The organism is Ruegeria sp. AM1 (assembly GCF_056540745.1).
The window spans coordinates 615,325-640,474 of the sequence record NZ_JBQFXH010000001.1 but is presented as its reverse complement, the minus strand read 5'-3'; the positions used below and the strand labels follow the sequence as shown (position 1 = coordinate 640,474).

Sequence of the window (25,150 nt, the reverse complement as noted above, 5' to 3'; positions counted from 1 at the left end):
TGACCGTATTCTTCATTATCAACAGGGGAAAAAGCATGGGCGATAAAACACTGACCCGCATGGATCTGAGCGAAGCTGTCTTTCGCGAGGTGGGCCTTTCACGTAACGAAAGCGCGCAACTGGTCGAGAGCGTTCTAAACCATATGTCTGACGCGCTTGTTCGTGGCGAGCAGGTCAAGATTTCGTCTTTCGGCACCTTCAGCGTTCGGGATAAAACTGCCCGCATTGGTCGCAACCCCAAAACCGGCGAAGAAGTTCCGATTCAGCCGCGCCGCGTGCTGACCTTCCGTCCTTCTCACCTGATGAAGGATCGTGTCGCCGTCGGGAACCGCAAGTAAGCCTGAGGTCGCGCGGATATGAGCAAGTCCCCCGACGCGTTTCGCACAATCAGTGAAGTTGCGGATTGGCTGGGTGTTCAGGCGCATGTCCTGCGTTTCTGGGAAAGCCGGTTCAGTCAGGTCAAACCTGTCAAACGGGCGGGTGGGCGACGGTATTACCGCCCCAATGATATGCGCCTGTTGGGCGGCATCAAAAAACTGCTGCACGAAGACGGGATCACCATCAAAGGTGTGCAGCGCATTTTGCGCGAACAGGGCGTGGCACATGTCGCATCGCTGTCCCAGCCCCTTGAAGATGGCGCACCGCCGCCTGCAGCAGATGAAACCATAGTTCCTTTTGCGCCCAAACCGGCGGCACCATCGCAGCAGATGGATATGGAATTGCACGTGGCCAAATCGTCTGGCGAAGCCGCCCAGAAAGCGCCGCCAGCACCTTCCGAACCGGATGAGATCAGCGCGGCACCTCTGTTTGGCGGCATCGCCTCGCAAGCCTGGCAGAAGACAGATTTTGACGATGAGGTTCTGCGCAAGATCGCACCAGTCGCCAAAGACCTGCGCGCCTGGCTGAACCGGGTTGAAAATCGATCGGCAGGTTGAACAAAAGGCGATGATTTCCTCTTGCCCCTGCCGGGAAAGTCTTTATGAACACCACAACGTCGGGCTATGGCGCAGCCTGGTAGCGCGTCCGTCTGGGGGACGGAAGGTCGCAGGTTCGAGTCCTGCTAGCCCGACCAAATCACACCGACGTTTATGGCAAACAGGCCAGATCCCGCTCTGGTGCCAGGGGGGATCAAGATGACAGGCGTTTGCCCAAACCAGCAGATCGAAGCGATGATCGGACGTGGTGAGATTGCCGCCAGTTCCGAAATCCTGGATGCGCAAATCCAACCCGCCAGCCTTGATTTACGTCTGGGAACAGTGGCTTACCGCGTGCGCGCATCATTTCTGGCTGGCGAAGGGCGTTCAGTTACTGATCGTCTGTCAGAATTCGAAATGCACCGTATCGACATCAGCGATGGCGCGGTGCTGGAAAAGGGCTGCGTCTATCTCGTGCCCTTGATGGAATCGCTGAACCTGCCCGCGGGCACCAGCGCGGTTGCCAACGCCAAAAGCTCGACCGGGCGGCTGGACCTGTTGACCCGCACCATCACCGATGGCGGGGCCGAGTTTGACCGGGTCCCAGAAGGATATAGTGGCCCGCTTTATGCTGAGATTTGCCCCCGCTCCTTCTCGGTTCTGGTGCGTCCGGGGATGCGGCTGAATCAGATCCGATTCCGTCAGGGACAAGCCGTTCTCAGCGACGCGGAACTGACCGCTTTGCATGCCGATGCACCGCTGGTTGACGGACCTGCCGTCATTCAGGATGGCCTCGGATTCTCGGTTGATCTGCAACTTCCGGACACCGATCTCGTGGGATACCGGGCAAAACCGCATACAGGTGTGATCGATCTAGACCGGATCGGTGATTACGACGCTCATGACTATTGGGAGGAAGTGCGCACCAAAGATGGCCGGATCATCCTCGATCCCGGTGCATTTTATATCCTCGTCAGCCGCGAAGCAGTCCATATTCCGCCCATGTATGCCGCCGAGATGGCCCCTTATCTGGCGATGGTTGGCGAATTCCGCGTGCATTACGCAGGTTTCTTTGATCCCGGTTTCGGTCATGCGGCCGCTGGTGGCGAAGGATCACGCGGGGTGCTTGAAGTCCGCTGCCACGAGGCCCCGTTTGTTCTGGAACATGGACAGGTGGTTGGGCGTCTGGTCTATGAGCGTATGGCGGACATGCCAACGCAGCTCTACGGTGCAGGAATTGCGTCGAACTATCAGGGGCAAGGCCTGAAACTATCCAAACATTTCAAGCCAGTAAGCTGATCAGAACTTCATGAACCTGCGCATCTGGCGGGTCATGCGCTGCGCTTGTTTCATGTTCTGTTTCTGACGGCCCGCGTTTTGCTGCATGTTCTGTTTGGCCCGCGGATCAGTCTGTGCGTCACCCTCTTGGTCGGGTTTGCTGGTCAGCCGCCCCGCCAGGTCAAAACCTTTGTCCACCCCACGGCTCACGAGGCGACGCATCACCTGTCGCACAATCATGTCGATGATCCGGTTCGCGTTCATGGCATCCTCCGTCTTTCACGCGTGAACATAGTTGATATTTTCGTCAACAAAAGGGCGCGCTGATCACTCTTCCTCGAACAGCTCTGTCTGATCCTCATCATCCTGCTCCTGTCCCTCGCCCAGTGGCACCGTTCCGGGTGGCGGCCTGTTCTCGAGCAACCCGGCGGCGCGCAACTCTTTGAGGCCCGGCAGGTCACGTGCGTTCTCAAGCCCGAAGTGATCCAGAAACTCGGGCGTGACAACAAACGTCACCGGGCGGCCGGGCGTCATGCGGCGACGGCCCAGCCTGATCCACTCCATCTCGAGCAGTTGATCAATCGTGCCGCGCGACACTGAGACACCCCGGATTTCCTCGATCTCGGCCCGTGTACAGGGCTGGTGATAGGCTACGATGGCCAGCGTCTCAATCGCGGCCCGGCTGAGCTTGCGGGTTTCGACGGTTTCCTTTTGCATGAGAAACCCAAGATCAGGCGCGGTGCGGATGGCCCAGGCCTCGCCCACCTTGACGACGCGTACACCGCGACCTTCGTATCGTTTCTGAAGGGATTCAAGAGCTTGCGCGGCGTTGCTGCCGTGCGGCATCCGTATCTCGAGATCACCAACGGTCACAGGCTCGGGGCTGGCAAACAAGACAGCTTCAACCATACGCTCCTGCTCGGCCAGAGGCGGGGCCTCGAACAGGGAGCCGGTGCCGTCTTCATTCTCAGCTTCAGTCACGGGTATCGGTCCTCTTGCGCAAATGGATCGGAGCAAAGGTCTCGCTCTGCTTGATCTCCATATGTCCTTCTTTCACAAGTTCCAGCGAGGCTGCAAATGTCGCCGCCGTAGCCGAGCGGCGGCGTACCGGATCAGCCTCCCACCCGTCGGGCAGATAGGTTTCCATATCGGTCCATGTGCCAGCAAAGCCAATCAGCGGGCGCATGCGTTCCAGTGCCTGTTCCATCGTGAAAACGGCGTCGCGGTCCATTACAAAGGGGCGGAACTCATCCCGGGTGCGGATGCGCGCATAGCCCTGCATCAGGTCCAGCAGCGTCGCAGAATAGGTCACGGTGCGAATGCGGGTGATATCTTCGCCCTGCCCGCGTTTGAAGAAATCCCGGCCCAGCTGGTCGCGCGCCATTAGCCGCGCAGCGGCGTCGCGCATCGCCTGAAGGCGCTCAAGCTGAAAGGCCAGATGGGCGGCCAGTTCCTCACCCGTTGGCCCCTCTTCATCCGGGTCCGGCGGCAGCAACAGGCGCGACTTGAGGAAGGCGAGCCACGCCGCCATCACCAGATAATCCGCCGCCAGTTCGATCCGCAGCGCACGCGCCTTTTCCACGAAGGTCAGATATTGCTGCGCCAGCGCTAGAACCGAGATCTTACGCAGATCCACCTTTTGGGTCCGCGACAGGGTCAGCAGCACATCCAGGGGGCCTTCGAACCCGTCAACGTCAACAATCAGCGCCTCGGCCGCAAGGCGATCTGCAACCGAGATGGGATCTTCGCTGAAAAGGTTATCCGTCATATACCTGCCCGTTCATCAAACGGGATAGTTCCGCTTCGGCAGCCTCGATGTCAAGCGCCACTGGGGGTTTGCGCATGGCGAGCGCCTGTTCGGCGCGACGCTGCGCGATCTCCGACATCTCACCTGCGGCCTGCATGACCTCGGCACGTTCGTCAAATGAGCCGTTGCAATGCAGGATCACATCGCAGCCAGCCTGCAGGGCCTGCCGGGACAGATCAGATAATGAGCCGCTGAGCGCCTTCATCGAGATATCGTCGGTCATGATCAGACCATCGAACCCGATGTTGTCTCGGATGACCGACATCATTTGCGCAGAAATCGTTGCTGCTTGCGGGTCGATCTGATCATAGACAAGATGCGCCGTCATCCCCATCGGCAGGTCATTCAGGGCGCGAAACGGAGCGAAATCTCGCTCCAGCTCTGCCGGTGGGGCATTCACATGCGGCAGGTCATAATGGCTGTCCAGCGTTGCGCGCCCGTGACCGGGGATATGCTTGGCAATGGGCAGGACGCCGCCATCCAGATGGCCCTGCGCCACGGCGCGGCCCATGCGCGTGACGCTGTCTGCATCATGCCCGTAGCACCGGTTTTTAAGAAAGGCGTGAGTGGCTTGGCCCGCAACGTCGATCATAGGGGCACAATTGCTGTCGATACCAAGGCCAAACAGCTCATGCGCAATCAGGCGATAACGCAGATACATGGCGCGTTCGGCCGCGTCCCCTGCCCGTTCGGCATGATCCAACGGCGGCAGCCATTCGCGGGCCAGCGGCGCGCGCAAGCGTTGCACACGCCCGCCTTCCTGATCGATGGTGATCGGGCAGTTCCGCCCAACCGCTTCGCGAAAATCATCACACAACGCACGCACCTGATCAGCGGTGTCTATGTTGCGCGCAAACAAAATGAACCCGAACGGGTTCATCTCGCGGAACAGTGCTGTTTCTTCTGAGGTCAGACGCAGGCCAGCCGCGTCAGTAATCGCAGCGCCAAAGCTCACCGCGCTGCGACCGGGATACAATCCGCGCCCTGCGAGACCAGTGCTGCGCAGAACTGACGCGAGTCACTCAGATCTTCGAACCCAAGCACGCGCAGACGATAGAAAGTGCGTCCACCGCTTGAGGTTTTCTGGATAACGCGCTGTTTTCCATCCATATATTCAGCGAAGCGCCCATTCAAACGATCCCACTCCGCCTGCGCGACATCAACGCTGTCATAGGCCCCCAACTGTGCCAGACGCGTTCCTTTGCTCAGCGTGTCAGGATCTATGTCCAGCCCAACAGCCGCTTTGACGGCCGCGTTTATCGCGTCTTCGGTCGCGCTGTTGGCTGAAGCACCGCTGGGTGTGGCGCGCGCAGGGCGGGTGTGCGGACGCAGCGAGCGGCGCACACCGGGAAGCGCTGCAATCGCGGGATCCGGCAGTTGCGCGGCCAGATCGGCGGGGTCAATTGCCGGTTCTTCGTCGATCGTCGCCAATGACGCCAGCTGAACCCCAGCGTCTTCAGGTTGAGGTGTTGTGAGAGTTTCACCAGAAAGTTCCGCAACCAGAGAGTCGACAGCTCCCTGCCGCAGCTCTGCCGCTTCCTGGTTGGTGATCTCTTCTTCGACCACATGCACGGCCTGCGTCGGCTGCAGCGTTCCCATTGGGGCATCCTCGTCGGTCAACGACACCGGACGCGGCGCAAGGATCAGGCGATCTGCGGGGGGTGCTGCGGACCCTTCGGCGGCAACGGTGTTCACCGCAAGGCCCTGATGGTCAGCAGGTGTGCCACCGGGGTTTTCCGGCTGAATACGCATCGGACCTTCGGCTGCGCGCACGACGGGCACGCCGCTGACGTCGCGCATAACCAGCTTGTAGCTCCAGACACCGACGCCAGCGACCAGCGCCAATGAGGCGACCGCACCGAGGATATTGACCATACGCCCGAACCCGGCCCCACGCGGGGCGTCGGCGTAATCCTGCATGTCCTCGGGATAATCATACGCATCCTCAGGATGCGGTTGATTCGTGTAATGCATGTGCTCGGGGCCTGTTTGCCCCGAGTAATCGTAACTCGCCATATCCGCCTCACCGCCCGATTGCGCCTTAAATTGTGGCGCGCGGGTCATTTCTTGTCTGCCTCGATCCGGCGGTTCGGACGGTATTGGTTACCGCATCTCCTGCGCCGGAGTGACGCCTAGAATACCCAAGCCCGCTGAAATCACAACAGAAACGGACCGGGCCAATGCGATTTTTGCCTGACTTGTGGCCACATCGCCATCCTGAATGAAACGCAGCTGGGTTTCGTCATTGCCCTTATTCCACAGAGCATGAAAATCCCCTGCCAATTCATAGAGATAGAAGGCGACCCGGTGCGGTTCATTGGTGCGCGCCGCGATCTCGACCAGGCGTGGCCACTCGGCCAGTTTCTTCGCAACCGTCAGTTCCGAGGCGTGATCATTCTTGCTCAGATCAGCGCTGACAAGAGTCGCATCGTCGGTCGCAATCCCGGCCTCAGCAGCACGGCGCAGCACGCTCATCACACGCGCATGGGCGTATTGGACGTAGAACACGGGGTTCTCGCGGCTCTGCTCCAGCACCTTGTCGAAATCGAAATCCAGAGGCGCGTCATTCTTGCGGGTCAGCATGACGAAACGGGTCACATCCGGCCCGACCTGATCGACCACATCGCGCAAGGTGACAAAGTTCCCTGCCCGTTTCGACATCTTGAACGGTTCGCCGTTCTTCCAAAGCTTCACTAGCTGGCAGAGCTTGATATCCAGCGGCACCGCACCATCGGACAGTGCCGATACGGCTGCCTTCATCCGTTTGACGTACCCGCCATGGTCCGCGCCGAACACGTCGATCAACGCGTCAAAACCGCGGCTTACCTTGTCATAGTGATAGGCGATATCGGGCGCGAAATAGGTCCAGCTGCCGTCCGATTTCTTAACGGGGCGGTCGACATCGTCGCCATGCTCGGTCGATTTGAACAGGGTCTGCTCGCGCGGCTCCCAATCCTCGGGCTTTTTGCCCTTCGGCGGCTCCAGCACGCCTTCGTAAATCAGGCCCTTATCGGTCAGCGATTGCAGCGCAGCCTCGATCCGGCCAGTGCCATAGAGCGATTTTTCCGAGAAAAACACGTCCATCTCGACGCCCAGCGCCTTCAGGTCGGCGCGGATCAGGTCCATCATCGCGTCGGTTGAGAACTCACGCAGATCCTCCAGCCATTCGCTCTCGGGCTTGTCGATCAGGCTGTCGCCATATTTCTCTTTCAGCGCCTCGCCGATCGGGATCAGATAATCGCCCGGATACAAACCCTCGGCAATCTCGGGGCTCAGACCGTTGGCTTCGCGATACCGCTCGTAGGCAGATCGTGCCAGCACATCGACCTGCGCGCCACCGTCGTTAATATAATACTCGCGTGTAACCTCATGCCCCGAATAGGCCAGCAGGCTTGCCAGCGCGTCGCCAAAAACCGCACCCCGCGTATGGCCGACATGCAGCGGACCGGTCGGGTTGGCCGAGACATATTCGACATTCACCTTCTGCCCCTGCCCCATGGACGAGCGGCCATAGTCGGTGCCCTGCGCAAGAACCGCCCCCAGCACGCCTTGCCAAACGGAGGGCGCAAGACGCAGGTTCAGAAAGCCCGGGCCAGCAACCTCGGCACTGGTGATCCGTTCATCCGCCGCCAGCTTGCCGGCGAGCATATCGGCAATGTCGCGCGGCTTCATTTTGGCCGGTTTCGCCAGCACCATCGCCGCATTGGTTGCCATGTCACCATGGGCAGCATCGCGCGGCGGTTCGACCGCCACATTGTCAAAGCTCACCCCCTCGGGCAGAGCGCCATCGGACTGCATCTGTGCCAGCGCGTCCAGCACCAGGCCGCGAATCTCGGAAAACAGGTTCATTTCGGATGTCCTTTTGCTTGCCCGGCGGTTTACCACGCGACACGGCAAGGTCAATGGACGCCTCATATTTGCGCTTGGCTTGCAGGTCAGGCGCGTTAGTCTCACCCCAGTTTCACCGACCGGAGATTGCCGATGTACCGCGCCCTGCCCCTGATATTGTTTCTGACTGCCACTTCGCCTGCGTTGGCTGAAATGCCCGCGCCCGACGGCCATGTGCTGCTGACGCTGGGCGGCGCGGTGACCGAGACCAATCTGCCGGCGCGCAGCGCAGAGGATGGCGGGCTTTTGGGCTATCTCGAAGTCGCGCATAAGGGGGCCGCAGGCTTCGACGCGACCATGCTTAACAGTCTTGAACAGGTTGAAATCACCATTCCCTATGGCCCGCCGGAAAACACCCGCGACCATACCTTTTCCGGGCCCCTGCTGTCCGAGGTCATGACGATGGCGGGCGCCCACGGTAAATCCGCGCTTCCTATGGCCATGGACGGTTATCAGGCTGAGATTTCATGGGACAGCATCTCGACGCATCAACCAATTGTCGCCACCCACGCGGATGGTGCCCCCATGGGGATTGGCGGGTATGGCCCGACGATGATCGTATTCCCTCCTACCGACGACGCCGATCTTGCGCAGACACAGGCGGGTCAGCAGGTCTGGGCCATCGCTTATATCGCGATAGAATGATCGCCGGTGAGCCGTGCGTGATCCTGCAGGGCGAACCTGTCGGTCATACCTGCGATATAGTCTGACACGATCCGCGCCAGCGCAGTCTCATCCTCGGCGGCTTCGATATCGCTGTGCCAGTGGTTGGGCATCTGCATCGGGTCGCTGAGGTAAATCGGGAACAAATCCTCGACGACCTTGCCGACGGTTGCTCGCACCTCCATCACACTGGGCGCCCGGTACATGCGGTTGAACAGAAACGCACGGATTTGCTTCAACTGCCCCCACAACTCGTCCGAAAACCGGATAACGGGGTGGCCCAGATGCCGGATATCTTCGACCGCCCCGGCGCCGGACGTGGTCAGCAGATCGCGGGACGTGTCGATCACATCGCCAACCATCACGCCAAACACCCGCCGCAGCGCTTCATGCCGACGGCGATAGGGTTCAAGACCCGGATATCTGGCATCAACCTCAGCATAACAAACCCCGATAATCGGCAGTTGCCGGATGTCATCATCGTCGAACAACCCGGCGCGCAAACCGTCGAACAGGTCGTGGTTGTTATAGGCGATATCATCCGACAAAGCGGCGACCTGCGCCTCGGCGCTGGCATGGGTTCCCAGCTCAAGATCAAAGCTTTGGTCGCATTCGGCCAAGGCCCAGGGCAATGCGCCCACCACCGGCCCGTTGTGCTTTGCGATGCCTTCAAGGCATTCCCAGGTCAGGTTGCATCCGTCGAACTCGGCATAGTGGCGCTCCAGCTTTGTGACGATCCGGATGGCCTGCGCGTTGTGGTCGAATCCGCCGTAAGGTGCCATCAACGCATGCAGCGCGTCCTCGCCCGTATGACCAAACGGCGTGTGGCCAAGGTCATGCGCCAACGCAACTGCCTCTGTCAGCTCAACGTTCAGGCCGAGTGCTCCGGCGATGGTCCGCGCTACCTGTGCCACCTCAATGGAATGGGTCAGCCGTGTGCGATAACTGTCGCCTTCATGTTCGACGAACACTTGCGTTTTGTGTTTGAGCCGCCGAAAGGCGCTGGCATGAATAATCCGGTCACGATCCCGCTGAAAGCATGATCGAAAGCTGCTCTCGTCCTCTGGCACCAACCGCCCCCGCGCGCGGTCTGGATCCGAGGCAAAACATGCTCTGTTCAAAGGTCTTGTCCTTGTCGCCTGTCCTTGGCTCTCATATATTGTAACGCACTGAGGAAATAAACCTTTGGAGATCGGCATGAACCTGCCCCCTAAAGTCACGGAGCGCGCCTTTGAACGGCTGGCCGAAATTGGTGCCGCAAATCAGGGTCAGGCGCTGCGCGTTGCTGTGGAAGGCGGAGGATGCTCTGGCTTTCAGTATGAAATCGCGCTGGACACGCCAAAAGACGATGACCTGATCCTTGAAGGTCAGGGTGAGAAAGTCATCGTGGATGCGATCTCGCTGCCGTTTCTGGAAAACGCCGTCATTGATTTCACGCAGGAACTGATCGGCGCGCGCTTTGTGATCGACAATCCCAACGCAACGTCGTCTTGCGGTTGCGGCACCTCATTCTCGATGTAGACCCCCAGTTCATTTGCTGGCAATTCGGAAAACATGCGTAGTTCCGGATGCCCTGCCCGGCTGGCGCTTTACAGCGCGGCCTTCGGTGATAGATTGATATTGCCTATCCATGTGCGGCTAGGGTTCCGCTGAGTTATCAGGTCTGGACCGAGCGCCGTTATGAGCCCGTGTACGGGCGGACACCTTAAAGACGAGAAAGCTAGGGGGGATGGACGGGTGTGCTTATGCACGTCTGCTTGAAACTCGTCATTGAGGTAACACATGTCCATCCTTGGCTTCGCGCTCGTCCTGACAGCCGCAATCTGTCACGCAACCTGGAATTTCTTTGTCAAACGCATCAATGCCGGACCGGAACTGGTCTGGTTATTTTCGGCTTTTTCGGTGGTGATCTACCTCCCCCTGGTAATCTGGATCAGCGCCGGCATTCCGTGGTTCGATGCCACACAGATGCTCTTCATCGCGGGAAGCACAGTTCTGCATCTGGGGTACTTCCTGCTGTTGCAGATCGGCTATCGCACAGGAGACCTGTCGCTGGTGTATCCAACGGCACGTGCAACCGGGCCAGTGCTTTCGACCTGCTTCGCGGTGTTGTTTCTGGGCGAGCACCTTACCCCGCAGATCGCCACAGGCGGTGCAATCATCATCTTCGGTGTTCTGATGCTGACAGGCGGGTTCCAACGATCCGCAAACAGGACGTTACTATCGCTTGGCTTCGGTCTGCTGGCCGGTCTCTTCATCGGAAGCTATACGGCATGGGATGCCTATGCGGTCTCGGCGTTGATGATTCCACCGCTGCTGCTGGATTACGCGTCCAGCCTGGGCCGAACAGTGCTACTGGCACCGCTGGCAATGCGCCGTCGTGCTCAGATTCAAGAAATATGGCAGCAGCATAAGCTGGGCGTCCTTGCCATCGCTGTGTTCAACCCGCTGGCCTATATCCTTGTCCTCATTGCCCTGACTTTTACCCCGGTTGTCTTTGTCGCGCCGATCCGCGAACTCAGCGTTCTGCTGACGGTGCTGCTGGGCAGCCTCCTGCTGGGCGAAGGTCAGTTGAAACACCGGCTGTGCTGGGCAAGCGTCATTCTGGCCGGTGTTGTGGTTCTTGCCGGAGCTGGACAATAGCCATGCGGATGTTTTGCGATTCCGGCCCAACTTTGTCGGGGTGAAATATTCTGATTTTGCGTACAGCTCTGCTAATGTGCCGCAAAAAGAGAATTTGGAGGCGGTCGTATGAACCAGGGGCTCAGCCATATCACTTTCATCGTCAGCGATCTCGATAAAATGGAAGAGATGCTTGTAACCGTCCTGAACGCAAAGAAAATCTATGACAGCGGCGACAGAACGTTCTCGCTCTCTAAAGAACGGTTCTTTGATGTCGGGGGCATCTGGGTGGCGACGATGGAGGGCGACCCCCTGCCAGACAAGACCTACAACCACGTCGCCTTCAAAATGGGACCCGACGATTATGACGACAGGTTGCAGCGCATTAAAGCGCTGGGCCTGGAGGTTCGTGAAGGCCGGTCGCGCGTCGCGGGAGAAGGCCATTCGATCTACTTCTATGACCACGACAACCATATGTTCGAACTGCACAGCGGCACCCTGCAAGAGCGGCTAAAGCGCTACGCTGAGACGTGAACAGACCTTTGCCGCAGGACCCTGCGCACAACAGACGGCAATCTGATTTCCTCACCCCGTCAGCGCAGGACGACAGCGCGCTACTTGCCGTTGGGCTGGTTCTGGGCGATAGGTTGCCCTGAGGCATCGGAGGGATCGCGCATGAAAATCGCCACGTTCAACATCAATGGCATCAAAGCGCGGGCCGAGGCCCTGCCCCGTTGGCTGGACGACACGCAGCCCGATGTCGTGCTGCTGCAGGAAATCAAATCCGTCGACGAGAATTTCCCGCGCGAGCTGTTCGAAGAGCGTGGCTATAACGTCGAAACCCATGGGCAGAAAAGCTTTAACGGGGTTGCCATCCTGTCCAAGCTGCCGCTGGAGGATGTATCGCGCGGATTGCCGGGCGACGACGAGGATGAACAGGCCCGTTGGATCGAAGCAACGGTGATCGGAAAGAAAGCGCTGCGCATCTGCGGGCTTTATCTGCCCAACGGAAACCCGGTGCCCGGCCCAAAATACGAATACAAGCTCAGCTGGATGGAGCGGCTTTATGATCGCGCGCGCACCCTGCTGGCGACCGAAGAACCCGCACTGATGGCAGGGGATTATAACATAATACCGCAGGCCGAAGACGCAAAACGCCCGGACGCGTGGCGCGAAGACGCCCTGTTCCGCCCCGAAAGCCGCGCGGCCTTTCGCAAGATCCTGAACCTGGGCTTTACCGAAGCGTTCCGCGCCCGAACCCAGGGGCCCGGTCACTATTCATTCTGGGATTATCAGGCCGGTGCCTGGAACAAGAATGATGGCATCCGCATCGACCATTTTCTGCTGACTCCACAGGCGGCGGACCTGATGCGGGATTGCCGGATCGATACCGAAATCCGCGGGCATGAGAAACCGTCAGATCACGTCCCCGTTTGGGTAGACCTGGACCTGTGATCCTTCAGCGGGTGGCATCATAGTCATAAATCCACTCGTAACGGCGACTTAGCCTGGGCCCCAGCGCCGTCAGCGCCGCCTGCGCCGCAATCCGCATCGGACCGCGCAAATGAAAGTTACGGGCATTGCCCGAGGCGGCTTCGACCACTTTGCGGGCTCGGGGCGCACGGGTGGTTTCATAAGCCTGCAACGCGCCCGTCAGGTCATCCTGATCAAATGATCGCGCCAGAATCCACGCATCCTCGAGCGCCAGACAGGCGCCCTGTGCCATGAACGGCAAGGTTGGATGCGCGGCGTCTCCCAACAGGGCGACACGGTCGCAATGCCACTTGCGCGCCACCGGGCGCAGAAACAGCGCCCAGATATGCGTTTCCTGAACCTCTGCCAGAACCTCGCGAACTTTGCCGCCGAAATCAGCAAAGCGCGCGCGCAGGTCATCGGGGTCTCCGGTCAGGCGCCACCCCTCTTCCTGCCAGTCCGAGCGTTCTTCGATCGCCACGATGTTCATCAGGCTCTGATCGCGCAAAGGATAGGTGACGACATGACGGCCCGGCCCCATGGTCAGATGTGCCTTGGGGGCCTCAAGGTGGCGCTGCCAGGGTATCGTTGCCCGCCAAGCAACCTGATGGGTAAATCCAAGGATCTCTTCACCGTTCAGCACCGGCCGGATCGCGCTGCGCCCACCATCTGCGGCAATTGCACAGGCTGCCTCGATCACTTCACCGCCCTCAAGGGTGACGGTCACTTGATCGGCCTGCTCGGTCAGGGTCTGAACCTTTGTTGCCAGACGGATATGAACACCGGTGGCCAGAGCCTTGCGGTGCAGAAGATCAATCAGATCGGCCCGGTGATAGTAGTATGTAGGGCCAGCCGAGGGCGGGCTGATGCGGCTGATAAACCGGCCTGTCTTATAATCTCGCAAAACCGTCCCGTGCGAGCGCAGCCCCGCCTGAGGCACGTCGCCAACCACGCCCAATGCGCGCAGCACCGCGATCCCATTGGCGCTTATCTGCAGTCCCGCACCAACCTCTGAGATTTCGGCAGCCTGTTCCAGCACAACAACATCTGCGCCGCGCTGGCGCAACGCAATGGCCGCGGCCAGTCCGCCAATCCCGGCGCCAACAATGCAGAATTTCAGCCCATCTATTTTCATGATGCGGACTTAGCCCAAAAAAAACGCCAGAACCACAGGTCCCGGCGTTCATCCATCGCGTGAGGTCAGCGATCAATCGTCGCGGTGTACCTTTTCACGGCGTTCATGGCGTTCCTGCGCCTCAAGGGTCATGGTCGCGATGGGACGCGCATCCAGACGCTTGAGCGAGATCGGATCGCCCGTCTTTTCGCAATACCCGTATTCGCCCTCATCAATCCGGCGCAGGGCCGAGTCGATTTTGGCGACCAGTTTGCGCTGGCGGTCACGTGTGCGTAACTCCAGCGCCCGATCAGTTTCCTCGCTTGCGCGGTCGGCGACGTCCGGAATGTTACGAGTATTGTCTTGCAGCCCTTCAATCGTGTCGCGGCTGCCTGCTAAAAGTTCGGTCTTCCAATCCGTCAGCTTACGACGAAAGTACTCAAGCTGGCGGTCATTCATGAAAGGCTCATCTTCGGCCGGGCGATAGTCTTCCGGCAGAAAAACTTCCTGCTTCATATTTGCTCCCTCGGTATGGCCTGAAACGTCGGGCTTTGCGGATCTAGCTGACATTCGGCTCTCCCTTTTTTCGAGCGTTTATCCGACGAAGCCCGGAATGTCACTACACAAACGTAGGCAAGCAAAAGCGATGGCTGCAAAGTCTAACCATGAGACTTTTCAGGATAAATCCTTGCTTGGGCGCGCCTATCAGCGAAACTTTTAAGGCGATATTGCAGCCAACAGCTTAACGAATTGTCTTCGAATCACGCACGGAACGATCAGGATACGCCCATTATTGCCTCAGTCAGACGCAGCGGCGCGGCTTGTAAATAAGTGCGCCCATCTGTAACTCGAACAGCAGGAATTCAGCGCGCACTGCGCGGCAAACACATGAGGGCTCTATGACCGCACGTTTCCAAGGCACTGCAGAATATGTTGCCACCGATGACCTAACCATCGCCGTCAACGCTGCCGTCACGCTGGAACGCCCACTGCTGGTCAAAGGGGAGCCCGGTACGGGCAAAACAGAACTGGCAAAGCAGGTGGCAGGCGCGCTGGGTCTGAAAATGATCGAGTGGAACGTGAAATCTACTACCCGCGCGCAACAGGGTCTTTACGAATACGATGCGGTTAGCCGTCTGCGCGACAGTCAGCTGGGCGAAGAGCGCGTACATGACGTGTCGAATTATATCCGCAAGGGCAAGCTGTGGCAGGCGTTTGAGGCCGACGAAAAGGTCGTCCTGCTGATTGACGAAATCGATAAGGCCGATATCGAATTTCCCAACGACCTGCTGCAGGAACTCGATAAGATGGAGTTCCATGTCTATGAGACCGGCGAGACAATCCGCGCCAGACAGCGCCCCATCGTGATCATCACCTCGAACAATGAAAAGGAACTGCCCGACGCCTTTCTGCGCCGTTGTTTCTTCCACTATATCCGTTTTCCTGATGAGGCGACGATGCGCCGGATCGTTGAGGTTCATCACCCCGGCATCAAGGATGCGTTGCTGACCACCGCGCTGACCCAGTTCTATGAAATCCGTGACACGCAGGGACTGAAAAAGAAACCGTCGACCTCCGAGGTACTGGACTGGCTGAAACTGCTACTGGCCGAGGATCTGACGCCCGAAGACCTCAAACGTGACGGTGCCAACGCGCTGCCCAAACTGCATGGCGCGCTTTTGAAGAACGAACAGGACGTGCATCTGTTTGAGCGTTTGGCCTTTATGGCGCGCAATAAGCGCTGAGCAGCCACCTTATGAACATTCGGTGATCACGGCTTGCCATGCGGCAAGCCCGGTGCAAGCATCGGCCCGAACCTCGCATGGCCATACCAAAGTCATGCTTTGCACGACAGGACAGCCATTTGACACAAGCTTTGACTATCCGTCCTCTAACCGCAGAAGACTATCCAGCCTGGTCCATGCTGTGGCGGGACTATCTGGCGTTCTATGAAACCGAACTGGAGGGCGAGATCTACGCCTCGACCTTCCAGCGGCTTCTGGGCGACGACCCGCAGGATTTTTCTTGTTTCGTTGCTGAAATGGGCGGAGAACTGGTCGGCCTGACCCACTTTCTGTTTCACCGCCATGCCTGGAAGGTCGAGAATGTCTGTTATCTGCAAGACCTGTTTGCAAGCCCCGCGGCGCGCGGCACCGGCGTTGGACGTGCCCTGATCGAAGCGGTCTATACTGATGCGGACCGCAAAGGAGCCCCCACGGTGTACTGGCTGACACAGGATGACAACCAGACAGCCCGCACGCTGTATGATAGGATCGGCCAGTTGACCCCGTTCGTCAAATATACGCGCCCATGATGCGGTTCGGGCTGTTTCTGGCTGCAATCGCCCTTGTCGGATGCAGTTCGGTCGAAAAGATCGAGTTGCCGGATGACATCAAGTCGGTCGAACTTGTGCTACCGCCCAGCAACTCTTTTGGCGCGCCGCATCCCACGCCCCCGGCGCGATCGAACAAAAACATCGCGCGGGATTTCCTCGATCTCCACTTTGCATTGGAAAGCGGCACCGCCCTGCCCGTCTTTACCCGGTTCGAGACCCCCATCACGGTGCGGCTGACGGGTACGCCCACAGGCACAATGCAATCGGACCTAACGCGCCTGCTCTCGCGCTTGCGTCGCGAGGCCGGGATCGACATCCGGGAAATCGATGAGGGTCAGGCCAATATCACAATTCAGGCCGTCAGCCAGAAAGAGATTCAGCGCATCCTGCCGCAAGCCGCCTGTTTCGTGGTGCCGAACGCGTCCAGCCTGGAAGAATACCGCCGTGACCGGCGCAAGGCCAAAAGCGACTGGACCAGATTGCGCAGCCGGGAACGGCTGGGAATTTTTGTCCCGAATGACGTCAATCCGCAGGAAACCCGCGACTGCCTGCATGAAGAGCTTGCGCAGGCCATGGGGCCGCTGAACGACCTCTATCGCCTGCCAGATTCGGTGTTCAACGATGACAATTTTCACACCGTCCTGACCGGTTTCGACATGTTGGTGCTGCGCGCAACCTATGCGCCCGAGCTGCGCAACGGGATGACCCGCGATCAGGTCGCGGCGGCCATTCCGTCCATCCTAAGCCGCCTAAACCCGCGGGGCGATACTCTGCCTGAAAAACCAGTTTCGGAAACGCCCCGCGAATGGATTGTGGCAATCCACAAATCGGTCAGATCGCGCGCGACACCCCGGCAGCGTATGAAAGCCGCGCAAGAGGCTGCCAGGATCGGAGAGGAACAGGGCTGGACCGATCAGCGGCGTGCGCTGCCCCACTATCTGATGGGGCGTATGGGACAGTTCGACAGCGCGGAAGAAGCGCAACGCCAATATGCGCTGGCGCAGCAATACCTGTCTGTCACGCCTGGGACCGAGCTGCATCAGGCCCATGTGACCACTCAGACCGCAGCCTATGCGTTGGCGCGCGGTAAAGGACCCAGTGTTCTGCCTGAACTGGATCAGGCCATCGCTGTCATGACACGCGCCGAAAATGCCTCGTCCCTCGCGACGCTGATGCTGCTGAAATCCGAGGCCCTCAGACAGGCCCGCCGCTTCGAAGAAGCCCGCGCCGTCAGACTGGACAGTCTGGGGTGGGCACGATACGGCTTTGGTTCGGAAGTTGTGGTTCGCTCGCTCATGCAGGATATTGCGTTGCGGAACCCGCAAAATATCGAAGGCGGATGACAAGCATATGGCAGTGGTTCTGGGAATGGCGTTACTGGGGGCAATTCTGGGGGTGCTGACTGCGCGCAAACGCAACGGCAGCGGCGCCGACATGGCCCAATATGCGGCAGGCTATGGGATCGCCTTTGCGCTGGTCGGGCTGGTGATGTCGCTGATCCTTGTGCGGATGATCGCATAGCACCATGTTCCTGCCCTTCTTCGAAAACCTTCGCAAGGCCGGCATTCCCGTTTCACTGCGGGAGTATCTGACCTTTCTCGAAGGCATGAAGAAGGGATTGGCGACCTATGATGTCGAGGCGTTTTACTATCTCGCCCGAACGTCGATGGTGAAGGATGAGCGTAACATCGACAAGTTCGACCGCGCCTTTGCCGCCAGCTTTGAGGGGCTGGACGAAATCTCGTTTGATCAGGTGCTCGAATCCGTCGACATCCCGGCCGACTGGCTGGCCAAAATGGCGGAGAAGCATCTGTCAGATGAAGAGAAGGCCGAGATCGAAGCTTTGGGCGGCTTCGACAAGCTAATGGAAACGCTGCGCGAGCGGTTGAAGGACCAGCAAGGCCGCCATCAGGGTGGCAACAAATGGATTGGCACAGCCGGAACCTCTCCGTTCGGGGCTTACGGCTACAACCCCGAAGGCGTGCGGATCGGGCAGAAGGAAAGCCGCCACCGCCGTGCAGTCAAAGTCTGGGACAAACGTGAATTCAAAAACCTGGACGACACAGTTGAACTGGGCACCCGTAACATCAAGGTCGCATTGAAACGCCTGCGCCGCTGGGCGCGCGAAGGTGCCGCACAAGAGCTGGACCTTGATGGTACGATCCGCGCCACAGCCGAACATGGCTATCTGGACGTCAAGACCCGCCCTGAACGCCACAACGCCGTCAAGGTGCTGCTGTTTCTGGATGTGGGCGGTTCAATGGACCCGCATATCAAAGTGGTAGAAGAGCTCTTTTCAGCCGCGCGGACCGAGTTCAAGCATCTGGAATACTATTACTTTCACAATTGCCTCTATGAGGGTGTCTGGCGCGACAATCGCCGACGCTGGGATCAGCAGACCCCCACACATGAGGTGCTGCGAACCTATGGCGGGGATTACAAATGTATCTTCGTCGGAGACGCGTCGATGAGCCCGTATGAGATCGCCTATCCCGGTGGCGCCAACGAGCACTGGAATGCCGAGGCCGGTCAGGTCTGGCTGCAACGCGCCCGCGAACAATGGACCTCGCACCTTTGGATCAATCCGGTGCCCGAGAAATACTGGGACTACACCCATTCAATCGGCATGATCCGAGAGATCTTCGAGGACCGCATGGTACCGATGACCTTGGCCGGGCTGGAACAGGGGATGCGGGATCTGACACGGTAGCCTAAATTCACAGAAGGCCGGTTGAAATTTCTGCTTGACCTAAAGTTGGGTTGAGCCCGCACAGTGGCTCGGTTCCGAATTCAAAACCTGAAGAGCCTACTGTGCATATACTGACTGTCCTCGATCACCCGAATCCCAACTCCTTCACAGCGGCAGCCGTCGCGAAATTCGCCGAAGGCTCAATGGCGGCGGGTCATACCAATGAGATTGCGGATTTACACGCCGAAGGCTTCAACCCGCTCTGGTCCATGGCTGACATTGAAAGAGATGCAGGGTCCACGAGCCCCCCAGACATTCTCGCCGAACAACAACGGATTGCGCGCGCTGACGCCATTTGCCTCGCCTTTCCTTTGTTCTGGTGGGGGATGCCGTCCATGATGAAGGGATGGATAGATCGTGTTTGGAGTTGGGGTTGGGCCTATGATCAGCTGGACAACCCAGAGAAGTCGCTGCAGCGACCGCGCAGCGCCGTGTTGCTTGTTCCTGCGGGCGCGCGTTCCGACGAAATGGAAGCAGAGGGCTATGTCGAAGCCCTTGAGACAGCCTGGATCAAAGGGACATTCGGGTATTTTGGATTTTCGCCGCGAAGAATCGAGCTGCTATATGGGTCGACCGGTTCAGCAGAACGGCGGCAAGCACTTCTGGAGCATTGCTTCGATATAGGTCTGTCTCTACCGCACCCTCAGAAAGATCAAAGTCCGCGAATCTAGCGACGTGCTCGGCCAACTTTTGAACCATAGGCGAGTTTCCATTTGCCCTTGGCGCACACAAAACCCATATCTATCCCATGCTGCGCCTCACTCCGATCCTGCTGGCCATTGGGTATGCCATCGTCATGTACCGCATCTCGGTGTGGCGCACCCATCGTGAGTTGGATGCGAAATCAACCGAGCTGGCTGATCCTGCGTTGAAACGAATGACGGACCGTTTGGCAGCGGCGCTCGGGATCGAGAGGGTGCCGGTCTATATCTATGAGATTGATCCGGTGAACGGGCTGGCCGCGCCGGATGGGCGGATTTTCATCACCCGTGGGTTTTATCGCAAGTTTCGCAATGGTGAGGTCTCGGCCGAGGAAATGGCCAGCGTGATTGCCCACGAACTGGGCCATGTCGCGCTGGGGCATGCGCGGCGACGGATGATTGATTTTTCCGGGCAGAATGCACTGCGCGCGGCGTTGATGATGCTGCTCAACCGGTTCATTCCCTTTGTCGGCGCATGGATCGCCAATATGCTGGCCCATCTGCTGGCCTCGCGCCTGTCACGCGGGGATGAATATGAGGCGGATGAATATGCCGCCGCGCTGCTGACCAAAGCGGGCATCGGCATCGGGCCGCAGAAATCTCTGTTTCACAAGCTTGAGGAACTGACGCAGCAGAGGGCGGGCGTCACCCCGGCCTGGTTGATGAGCCATCCCAAGACGGATGAGCGGATTGCGGCTCTAGAGGTTCTTGAACAGCGCTGGGGCACCAACCACTAACGCCTGCCCTTTCACAGCCCCCAGCAATCAGGCGGTCAGGGCCTTGCCAAGACGCGGCAGGCGGGCCTTTTTCATTAATCCACGCAGCGCCCATTGATCGCCAGACAGGCGATTGGCCTGTGCAAGAACACGTGCCGCCACGTCGGCCATGCCCAGCGGATCGGCCTGCCAGAAACCGTGCAGCAGCGCATCGGGGTTTTGACGCTCCAGACCTTCTTCGGACAGGATATTGCGGGGAAAATCCTTGGCGTTGAGAGTAACGATCAGGTCAGCGGAAGCTGCAATTGCCGTGGCAAGCACGTGGATATCCGCAGCATCCGGCAGCCAAAGGCGTTGTTCCAGGCCCGGATTTGCCGCGCGACTGGCCTCGGGCCACTGCGACTGGGTCAGGGCGATTTCGGCGCGGGCCTGCGCCTCGCCGGTCGAGCCAAGCTTGCGGGCGGCACGCGCCCACTCTTCCAGAATGCGGGGCGACCAGATGGGCGTGAAATGGCCCAATTTGGCTGCGCCCAACAGCATCTCTCGCATCACGGTTGGATAGATGACGCAGGTATCCAGAAGCGCCTTCACAACCGGTAGAACACAGCTTTGAGGTATCCGCTTTCGGCCAGTTGTGGCAGTTGCGGATGATCGGGCCCGGCAAACCCTGTATGGATCATCTGCGCTTGCCGGCCCGCGCGCCCGATCCCGCGCCCGCAAGCCTCGCGGAAGCGGGTCAGATCAGCGGCATGAGAACACGAGCACAGGCCCAGATACCCACCAGGCCGGACCAGAGGCGCAGCAAGCCGCGCCACGCGCTCATAGGCGCGCAAACCGGCATCCAGCGCCTGTTTCGACGGGGCAAAGGCGGGTGGATCGCAAATGACTACGTCAAAGCTGTCGCCATCTTCGCCGAGCTTTGTCAGCATCTCGAACGCATCGCCCTGCCGTGTTCCGAAACGGTCGGCAAAACCTGAGGCTGCGGCCCCGTCCTCGGCCAGTTTCAGGGCGGCGGCAGAGCCATCAACCGACAGCGCCTGCGCGGCACCTTCGGCCAGCATGGCGAGTGCGAAACCGCCCACATGGCTGAACACATCCAACACGCGGGCACCGGGCTGAACAAGGCGCGCGGCAAAGGCGTGGTTGGGGCGCTGGTCATAGAACAGACCGGTCTTTTGCCCGCCGGTCAGGTCGGCCATATAGGTCGCCCCGTTCATCGGCACCGACAGCGGCGCGTCCGGTGCCGCGCCGCGCAGGGTCAGGCTCACATCATTCAGCCCTTCAAGCCCACGGGTACGGCCCGACGCGTTTTTGAGGACAGTTTGAACACCCGTCACCTTTACCAGCGCGTTGGTCAGCTGCTCCAGATGTTGCTCGGCCCAGGCGGCGTTGGGCTGAACGACACAGGTGTCATTGAACCGGTCGATGATGACACCGGGAAATCCATCCGCCTCGGCATGGATCAGCCTGTAATATGGGGCATCGAACAGGCGGTCGCGCATATCGAGTGCGCGCGTTAGGCGCGCCTCGAACCAGCGGTCATCGAGCACAGCAGCGGGATCACGATCCAGAATGCGGCACATGATTTTTGAATTCGGATTGACCGCCACCAGAGCCATCGGGCTGCGCGCATCATCCTCAAGCACCGCCAGCGCGCCCGCGCCGATCTTGCGGGTTCGGCGGTCGGTGACGATATCGTTAGCATAGACCCAGGGAAAGCCGTGGCGGATACCGCGGGCGTTGGCCTTGGGTTTCAGACGTATGAGCGGGCGGTCGGAGGTGGAGCTGTCAGTCATGCCGCCCTCATAGTCGCGATTATGCCGGCGGAAAAGCCCATTAGCGTGCCCGCGCGCGCCAGCCTCCGCGGCGTTTGGGTGTCTGTGCAGATTGCAACCCGTCCTGCAGCACCTGCGTCATAGGATGGTCGGCATGTTGTTGCGAATAGGTCGCGTGCAAATCGGTCAGCGCCTGTTTCTGGTCAAAACCGTCCGGCAGGCTGAGCGCCCAGTCCAGAAAGATGCTGCGGCATTCAGGCAAGGCAATGCCGTCAATCCGGTAAGCCTCTTGAATCAGGCCCTTGGGATCATTTGGATCATCACTGCGCGCCATCTTCGCCCCCTCCAACTGCGGCGCTGATCACGGCCGCCGCTGTGTCATAATTCTGCTGCAGCGCAATCTGCAACTCTTCGACCCTTTCAAAACCGGTGGCCCGGCACAGAAAGGCTGTGCCGCCATCTCCGATCTTGTCGGCCTCGATCACCTTGCCCGACAGCAGCCGCGCGGCAACTTGCACGGACCAGAATAGATCATAGCTGTCTTTCAGCGTTTGCGCCTGAGCGACATCCAGCAAACCGGCAGCGACCGCGCCATCCAGCCCGGACCGCACATCCCGGTCAGGGTGCCCCGAAAGCAGCGCGCCGGTTTCCGCGATCAGTTCAATATCCATCAAGCGTCCGGGGCCGTTCTTGGCGTCCCATATCCCGGCGGGTGACTTGGCCGCCGCCAGACGGGCGCGCATCTCGGCAACTTCGCGCAGAACCTTGGTCCGGTCGCGGGGCTGCGACAGGAATTCGGCGCGAAATGCCTCGATATCCTGCATCAGACCGTCATTTCCGGCAACAACATGCGCGCGCGTCAGCGCGAGATGTTCCCAGACCCATGCCTCGTTCTGTTGATAGTTGGTAAAGCTTTGCCAACTGGTCGCCACCGGCCCCTGATTGCCCGACGGCCTCAGCCGCATATCGACCTCATACAAACGTCCGTGCGACATCGGGGCGGCCAGCGCGGTGATCAGCGCCTGTGTAAACCGGGCATAGTATGTGCGCGTAGCCAGCGGTCGGGGGCCATCCGACATGTCCTGATCCTGGGGGTCGTAGATCACGATCATATCCAGATCGGATTGCGAATTGATCCGCCCTGCCCCGAGCGACCCCATCCCCAGAACCACCGCGCCCCGGCCCGGAGGTGGCCCGTGCTTGCGCGCAAAGCTCTGGGTTACAAACGGCAAAATCGCGGCGATCACCGCCTGCGCCAGATCGGCATATTGCTGCCCGGTCTGCGCCCCGTCGATCAGGCCGCGCAGATGATGCACGCCAATACGGAAATGCCATTCCTTGCACCAGCGGCGCGCCAGATCCAGCTGCGTTTCATAGTCATCCTCGGCGCTCAACGCCTCGGTCAATTCCCGTTGCAGCATCACCTGCCCCGGCCAGTCGTCGAAAAAGCTGCCGCCGATGACCGCGTCAAAGACCAGCGCGTTGCGGGACAGATGGGTCGCCAGCGCATGTGAGGTGCCGACAATATCAACCAACAGATCGATGAGATGCGGATTGGCCTCGAACAGGGAAAACAGCTGCACTCCGGCGGGCAGCCCTGCCAGAAAGCCATCCAGCGCGACCAGAGCCTCGGCCGGTTGCGCGGTTTTGGCTAGGCGGGACAACAGCTCGGGCTTCAGCCGTTCGAATATCCGCGCGCCTCGTTGGGACCGCAGCGCCGGATAGGTCGGCCAGCGCGCCAGAATGCCTTTGTCAAACTCGACATCTTCGGCCTGCGCGGGCGCGGCACCGGGTCCGGGGGCAAAGAAGCCTTCGGTCAGGTCATGAACTTCGGTCAGGCGGCGGGCCAGATCATCCGTCAGCGCAGCGCGGTCTGTGCCCATCAAACAGGCGATGCGTTCGATCCCGTCTTCGGATTGCGGCACCTTGTGGGTTTGCGCATCGTGAACCATCTGAATCCGATGCTCGACCTCGCGGTGTGCGCGGTAGTGATCAGTCAGCTTTTCGGCAACCTCCTGCGGCACCCAACCCTTGGAGGACAGCGCGGCCAGGCCATCCAAGGTGCCGCGCACCCGCAGGTCGGGATCTCGCCCACCGGCGATCAACTGACGGGTCTGGGTGAAAAACTCGATCTCGCGAATGCCGCCCTGCCCCAGCTTCATGTCATGCCCGGGAATGGACAGGGCTCCACCCGTCCCTTTGTTTTCGCGGATGCGGAGCCGCATATCGTGGGCATCCTGTATGGCGGCGAAGTCCAGATGACGCCGCCAGACAAACGGGCGCAACGCCTCGAGAAACCGTTGCCCCGCCGCCAGATCCCCCGCACAGGGCCGAGCCTTGATATAGGCGGCGCGCTCCCACGTGCGTCCAAGGCTTTCGTAATACCGCTCAGCCGCCTCCATCGCGAGGCAGACCGGCGTCACCGCAGGGTCAGGCCGCAACCGCAGATCGGTGCGGAAGACATATCCATCTGCTGTCTTATCGCTGAGCGTCGCGCAGAAGTTCCGTGTCGCGCGCACCATCCCCTGCCGCGCCTCATAAAAATCGTCAGGCTCAAAACGGGTTTCGTCGAACAGCACGATCAGGTCGATATCCGAGCTGTAGTTCAGCTCATGCGCGCCCATTTTCCCCATGGCGAGGATCACCATACCGGCGGCCGTGCCCACATCGTCCTGGGTCATCCCCGGCAGTTTCCGGCGCCGTATAAGATTGGCGATCTCAGCCTTGGCCGCGACATCCGCCGCCAGCGCGCCAAAATCGGTTAACGCTGCGGTCACCTTCTCTAGCGGCCATGCTCCAGCCAGATCCGCAAGTGCTGTCAGCAAGGCAACACGTCGCTTTGCCTGCCGCAACCCCGGCTTGAGTTGATCCGGCGCAAGGGTGCGCACCTCCGATATAACCTGCGTCAACGCTTCATCGGGGTGATAGAGCGCTTGCGGCAGCCAGTCCCGCTCCTGCTCGATCAGCCCTTTCAGATATGGGCTGGAGCCTGCCGCACCCGTGATCAGCTCGGCCTGTTGGGCAGTCAGGTCGGCAACCAGCGCGCGGGTATCTTCACCCAACGCGACATCGAATGCGCGCGGAACGCGGGCAATGGCAAGAACGTCTTTCATAT

Annotated in this window: 28 protein-coding genes and 1 tRNA gene; 16 read left to right on the top strand and 13 right to left on the bottom strand. The window is 59.6% G+C overall.

The window, feature by feature from the left end; translation table 11 throughout:
- The first annotated feature begins 35 nt into the window (after positions 1–35).
- From ihfA to ACR0I7_RS03180, 4 genes are all read left to right on the top strand, one after another.
- The gene (ihfA, locus tag ACR0I7_RS03195; RefSeq protein ID WP_480508358.1) at positions 36–338 is read left to right on the top strand and encodes an integration host factor subunit alpha; all 303 of its coding nucleotides are present in this window, start codon (positions 36–38) and stop codon (positions 336–338) included.
- 18 nt (positions 339–356) lie between these two features.
- Complete coding sequence (locus ACR0I7_RS03190) at positions 357–935, top strand: MerR family transcriptional regulator (protein WP_480508356.1); 579 nt, start codon at positions 357–359, stop codon at positions 933–935.
- A gap of 60 nt (positions 936–995) precedes the next feature.
- A tRNA-Pro gene (locus tag ACR0I7_RS03185) sits at positions 996–1,072 on the top strand.
- A gap of 61 nt (positions 1,073–1,133) precedes the next feature.
- Positions 1,134–2,213: a 2'-deoxycytidine 5'-triphosphate deaminase gene (locus ACR0I7_RS03180; RefSeq protein WP_480508354.1), complete on the top strand. Its 1,080-nt coding sequence runs from the start codon at positions 1,134–1,136 to the stop codon at positions 2,211–2,213.
- Here the strand turns inward: ACR0I7_RS03180 and ACR0I7_RS03175 are convergent, their stop codons facing one another.
- The 6 genes from ACR0I7_RS03175 to argS form a co-directional block, all read right to left on the bottom strand.
- The gene (locus tag ACR0I7_RS03175) at positions 2,214–2,456 is read right to left on the bottom strand and encodes a hypothetical protein (RefSeq protein ID WP_480508352.1); all 243 of its coding nucleotides are present in this window, start codon (positions 2,454–2,456) and stop codon (positions 2,214–2,216) included.
- 63 nt (positions 2,457–2,519) lie between these two features.
- A complete protein-coding gene (scpB, locus tag ACR0I7_RS03170) occupies positions 2,520–3,173 on the bottom strand; it encodes an SMC-Scp complex subunit ScpB (RefSeq protein ID WP_480508350.1) in 654 nt (217 codons plus the stop codon).
- Positions 3,166–3,960, bottom strand: coding sequence for a segregation and condensation protein A (locus tag ACR0I7_RS03165; protein WP_480508348.1), 795 nt, complete (start codon positions 3,958–3,960; stop codon positions 3,166–3,168). Before ACR0I7_RS03165 ends, scpB begins: the two co-directional genes overlap by 8 nt.
- The gene (nagZ, locus tag ACR0I7_RS03160) at positions 3,950–4,954 is read right to left on the bottom strand and encodes a beta-N-acetylhexosaminidase (protein WP_480508346.1); all 1,005 of its coding nucleotides are present in this window, start codon (positions 4,952–4,954) and stop codon (positions 3,950–3,952) included. The genes ACR0I7_RS03165 and nagZ overlap by 11 nt, the downstream gene beginning before the upstream one ends.
- A complete protein-coding gene (locus ACR0I7_RS03155) occupies positions 4,951–6,063 on the bottom strand; it encodes an SPOR domain-containing protein (RefSeq protein WP_480508344.1) in 1,113 nt (370 codons plus the stop codon). Before ACR0I7_RS03155 ends, nagZ begins: the two co-directional genes overlap by 4 nt.
- A 39-nt stretch (positions 6,064–6,102) precedes the next feature.
- Positions 6,103–7,848: an arginine--tRNA ligase gene (gene argS, locus ACR0I7_RS03150; protein WP_480508342.1), complete on the bottom strand. Its 1,746-nt coding sequence runs from the start codon at positions 7,846–7,848 to the stop codon at positions 6,103–6,105.
- Positions 7,849–7,980: 132 nt separating this feature from the next.
- Here argS and ACR0I7_RS03145 point away from each other — a divergent pair, with 132 nt between their 5' ends.
- The gene (locus tag ACR0I7_RS03145; RefSeq protein WP_480508340.1) at positions 7,981–8,532 is read left to right on the top strand and encodes a putative pterin-binding protein; all 552 of its coding nucleotides are present in this window, start codon (positions 7,981–7,983) and stop codon (positions 8,530–8,532) included.
- On the opposite strand, the gene ACR0I7_RS03140 is transcribed toward ACR0I7_RS03145, so the two are convergent.
- Positions 8,514–9,671, bottom strand: a complete 1,158-nt coding sequence (locus ACR0I7_RS03140; RefSeq protein ID WP_480508338.1) for a deoxyguanosinetriphosphate triphosphohydrolase — start codon at positions 9,669–9,671, stop codon at positions 8,514–8,516. The two genes, ACR0I7_RS03145 and ACR0I7_RS03140, sit on opposite strands and share 19 nt — an antisense overlap.
- A 76-nt stretch (positions 9,672–9,747) precedes the next feature.
- Between ACR0I7_RS03140 and ACR0I7_RS03135 the strand changes: the two genes are divergently transcribed.
- From ACR0I7_RS03135 to xth, 4 genes are all read left to right on the top strand, one after another.
- The gene (locus ACR0I7_RS03135; RefSeq protein ID WP_480508336.1) at positions 9,748–10,071 is read left to right on the top strand and encodes a HesB/IscA family protein; all 324 of its coding nucleotides are present in this window, start codon (positions 9,748–9,750) and stop codon (positions 10,069–10,071) included.
- A 261-nt stretch (positions 10,072–10,332) separates the two neighbouring features.
- Positions 10,333–11,193: an EamA family transporter gene (locus ACR0I7_RS03130; RefSeq protein ID WP_480508334.1), complete on the top strand. Its 861-nt coding sequence runs from the start codon at positions 10,333–10,335 to the stop codon at positions 11,191–11,193.
- A 108-nt stretch (positions 11,194–11,301) separates the two neighbouring features.
- The gene (fosX, locus tag ACR0I7_RS03125) at positions 11,302–11,706 is read left to right on the top strand and encodes a FosX/FosE/FosI family fosfomycin resistance hydrolase (RefSeq protein WP_480508332.1); all 405 of its coding nucleotides are present in this window, start codon (positions 11,302–11,304) and stop codon (positions 11,704–11,706) included.
- A gap of 141 nt (positions 11,707–11,847) precedes the next feature.
- Positions 11,848–12,627: an exodeoxyribonuclease III gene (gene xth, locus ACR0I7_RS03120; RefSeq protein ID WP_480508330.1), complete on the top strand. Its 780-nt coding sequence runs from the start codon at positions 11,848–11,850 to the stop codon at positions 12,625–12,627.
- A gap of 4 nt (positions 12,628–12,631) precedes the next feature.
- On the opposite strand, the gene ACR0I7_RS03115 is transcribed toward xth, so the two are convergent.
- Complete coding sequence (locus ACR0I7_RS03115; protein ID WP_480508328.1) at positions 12,632–13,780, bottom strand: FAD-dependent monooxygenase; 1,149 nt, start codon at positions 13,778–13,780, stop codon at positions 12,632–12,634.
- A 72-nt stretch (positions 13,781–13,852) separates the two neighbouring features.
- Positions 13,853–14,275, bottom strand: coding sequence for an RNA polymerase-binding protein DksA (gene dksA, locus ACR0I7_RS03110; RefSeq protein ID WP_480508326.1), 423 nt, complete (start codon positions 14,273–14,275; stop codon positions 13,853–13,855).
- Positions 14,276–14,658: 383 nt separating this feature from the next.
- On the opposite strand from dksA, the gene ACR0I7_RS03105 reads away from it, so the two are divergent.
- From ACR0I7_RS03105 to ACR0I7_RS03075, 7 genes are all read left to right on the top strand, one after another.
- Positions 14,659–15,504, top strand: a complete 846-nt coding sequence (locus ACR0I7_RS03105) for an AAA family ATPase (RefSeq protein ID WP_480508324.1) — start codon at positions 14,659–14,661, stop codon at positions 15,502–15,504.
- A gap of 77 nt (positions 15,505–15,581) precedes the next feature.
- Positions 15,582–16,073 carry an N-acetyltransferase family protein gene (locus tag ACR0I7_RS03100; protein ID WP_480508322.1) on the top strand — a complete coding sequence of 164 codons (492 nt, stop codon included), beginning with the start codon at positions 15,582–15,584 and terminating at the stop codon, positions 16,071–16,073.
- The gene (locus ACR0I7_RS03095) at positions 16,070–17,437 is read left to right on the top strand and encodes a DUF2927 domain-containing protein (protein WP_480508320.1); all 1,368 of its coding nucleotides are present in this window, start codon (positions 16,070–16,072) and stop codon (positions 17,435–17,437) included. The genes ACR0I7_RS03100 and ACR0I7_RS03095 overlap by 4 nt, the downstream gene beginning before the upstream one ends.
- A gap of 7 nt (positions 17,438–17,444) precedes the next feature.
- Positions 17,445–17,615 carry a hypothetical protein gene (locus tag ACR0I7_RS03090; RefSeq protein ID WP_480508318.1) on the top strand — a complete coding sequence of 57 codons (171 nt, stop codon included), beginning with the start codon at positions 17,445–17,447 and terminating at the stop codon, positions 17,613–17,615.
- 4 nt (positions 17,616–17,619) lie between these two features.
- Entirely contained in the window at positions 17,620–18,804 is a 1,185-nt protein-coding gene (locus ACR0I7_RS03085) for a vWA domain-containing protein (RefSeq protein ID WP_480508316.1), read from the top strand.
- A gap of 101 nt (positions 18,805–18,905) precedes the next feature.
- Positions 18,906–19,514 (top strand): NAD(P)H-dependent oxidoreductase, encoded by a 609-nt coding sequence (locus ACR0I7_RS03080; RefSeq protein ID WP_480508314.1) that lies wholly within the window; start codon positions 18,906–18,908, stop codon positions 19,512–19,514.
- A 77-nt stretch (positions 19,515–19,591) separates the two neighbouring features.
- On the top strand, positions 19,592–20,281 hold the full coding sequence (locus ACR0I7_RS03075; RefSeq protein WP_480508312.1) for a M48 family metallopeptidase: 690 nt from the start codon (positions 19,592–19,594) through the stop codon (positions 20,279–20,281).
- A gap of 27 nt (positions 20,282–20,308) precedes the next feature.
- On the opposite strand, the gene ACR0I7_RS03070 is transcribed toward ACR0I7_RS03075, so the two are convergent.
- The 4 genes from ACR0I7_RS03070 to ACR0I7_RS03055 are packed head-to-tail and all read right to left on the bottom strand — an operon-like array spanning position 20,309 to position 25,148.
- Positions 20,309–20,851, bottom strand: a complete 543-nt coding sequence (locus ACR0I7_RS03070) for an RSP_2648 family PIN domain-containing protein (RefSeq protein WP_480508310.1) — start codon at positions 20,849–20,851, stop codon at positions 20,309–20,311.
- On the bottom strand, positions 20,848–22,056 hold the full coding sequence (locus ACR0I7_RS03065; RefSeq protein ID WP_480508308.1) for an RSP_2647 family RNA methyltransferase: 1,209 nt from the start codon (positions 22,054–22,056) through the stop codon (positions 20,848–20,850). The genes ACR0I7_RS03070 and ACR0I7_RS03065 overlap by 4 nt, the downstream gene beginning before the upstream one ends.
- Before the next feature lie 40 nt (positions 22,057–22,096).
- Positions 22,097–22,369: a hypothetical protein gene (locus tag ACR0I7_RS03060; protein ID WP_480508306.1), complete on the bottom strand. Its 273-nt coding sequence runs from the start codon at positions 22,367–22,369 to the stop codon at positions 22,097–22,099.
- Positions 22,356–25,148 carry a [protein-PII] uridylyltransferase family protein gene (locus tag ACR0I7_RS03055; RefSeq protein WP_480508305.1) on the bottom strand — a complete coding sequence of 931 codons (2,793 nt, stop codon included), beginning with the start codon at positions 25,146–25,148 and terminating at the stop codon, positions 22,356–22,358. The genes ACR0I7_RS03060 and ACR0I7_RS03055 overlap by 14 nt, the downstream gene beginning before the upstream one ends.
- Positions 25,149–25,150: the final 2 nt, after the last annotated feature.

What these genes read in the sequence shown, in the direction of transcription:
- xth (WP_480508330.1), top strand. Translation starts at nt 11,848, where the DNA reads ATGAAAATCGCCACGTTCAACATCAATGGCATCAAAGCGCGGGCCGAG.
- ACR0I7_RS03085 (WP_480508316.1), top strand. Translation starts at nt 17,620, where the DNA reads ATGTTCCTGCCCTTCTTCGAAAACCTTCGCAAGGCCGGCATTCCCGTT.
- ACR0I7_RS03060 (WP_480508306.1), bottom strand. Translation starts at nt 22,369, where the DNA reads ATGGCGCGCAGTGATGATCCAAATGATCCCAAGGGCCTGATTCAAGAG.
- ACR0I7_RS03090 (WP_480508318.1), top strand. Translation starts at nt 17,445, where the DNA reads ATGGCAGTGGTTCTGGGAATGGCGTTACTGGGGGCAATTCTGGGGGTG.
- ihfA (WP_480508358.1), top strand. Translation starts at nt 36, where the DNA reads ATGGGCGATAAAACACTGACCCGCATGGATCTGAGCGAAGCTGTCTTT.
- ACR0I7_RS03180 (WP_480508354.1), top strand. Translation starts at nt 1,134, where the DNA reads ATGACAGGCGTTTGCCCAAACCAGCAGATCGAAGCGATGATCGGACGT.
- ACR0I7_RS03190 (WP_480508356.1), top strand. Translation starts at nt 357, where the DNA reads ATGAGCAAGTCCCCCGACGCGTTTCGCACAATCAGTGAAGTTGCGGAT.
- ACR0I7_RS03165 (WP_480508348.1), bottom strand. Translation starts at nt 3,960, where the DNA reads ATGACGGATAACCTTTTCAGCGAAGATCCCATCTCGGTTGCAGATCGC.
- ACR0I7_RS03130 (WP_480508334.1), top strand. Translation starts at nt 10,333, where the DNA reads ATGTCCATCCTTGGCTTCGCGCTCGTCCTGACAGCCGCAATCTGTCAC.
- ACR0I7_RS03055 (WP_480508305.1), bottom strand. Translation starts at nt 25,148, where the DNA reads ATGAAAGACGTTCTTGCCATTGCCCGCGTTCCGCGCGCATTCGATGTC.
- ACR0I7_RS03145 (WP_480508340.1), top strand. Translation starts at nt 7,981, where the DNA reads ATGTACCGCGCCCTGCCCCTGATATTGTTTCTGACTGCCACTTCGCCT.
- ACR0I7_RS03175 (WP_480508352.1), bottom strand. Translation starts at nt 2,456, where the DNA reads ATGAACGCGAACCGGATCATCGACATGATTGTGCGACAGGTGATGCGT.
- dksA (WP_480508326.1), bottom strand. Translation starts at nt 14,275, where the DNA reads ATGAAGCAGGAAGTTTTTCTGCCGGAAGACTATCGCCCGGCCGAAGAT.
- ACR0I7_RS03100 (WP_480508322.1), top strand. Translation starts at nt 15,582, where the DNA reads ATGGCCATACCAAAGTCATGCTTTGCACGACAGGACAGCCATTTGACA.
- ACR0I7_RS03115 (WP_480508328.1), bottom strand. Translation starts at nt 13,780, where the DNA reads ATGAAAATAGATGGGCTGAAATTCTGCATTGTTGGCGCCGGGATTGGC.
- ACR0I7_RS03075 (WP_480508312.1), top strand. Translation starts at nt 19,592, where the DNA reads ATGCTGCGCCTCACTCCGATCCTGCTGGCCATTGGGTATGCCATCGTC.
- fosX (WP_480508332.1), top strand. Translation starts at nt 11,302, where the DNA reads ATGAACCAGGGGCTCAGCCATATCACTTTCATCGTCAGCGATCTCGAT.
- ACR0I7_RS03155 (WP_480508344.1), bottom strand. Translation starts at nt 6,063, where the DNA reads ATGACCCGCGCGCCACAATTTAAGGCGCAATCGGGCGGTGAGGCGGAT.
- argS (WP_480508342.1), bottom strand. Translation starts at nt 7,848, where the DNA reads ATGAACCTGTTTTCCGAGATTCGCGGCCTGGTGCTGGACGCGCTGGCA.
- ACR0I7_RS03105 (WP_480508324.1), top strand. Translation starts at nt 14,659, where the DNA reads ATGACCGCACGTTTCCAAGGCACTGCAGAATATGTTGCCACCGATGAC.
- ACR0I7_RS03065 (WP_480508308.1), bottom strand. Translation starts at nt 22,056, where the DNA reads ATGACTGACAGCTCCACCTCCGACCGCCCGCTCATACGTCTGAAACCC.
- ACR0I7_RS03135 (WP_480508336.1), top strand. Translation starts at nt 9,748, where the DNA reads ATGAACCTGCCCCCTAAAGTCACGGAGCGCGCCTTTGAACGGCTGGCC.
- ACR0I7_RS03095 (WP_480508320.1), top strand. Translation starts at nt 16,070, where the DNA reads ATGATGCGGTTCGGGCTGTTTCTGGCTGCAATCGCCCTTGTCGGATGC.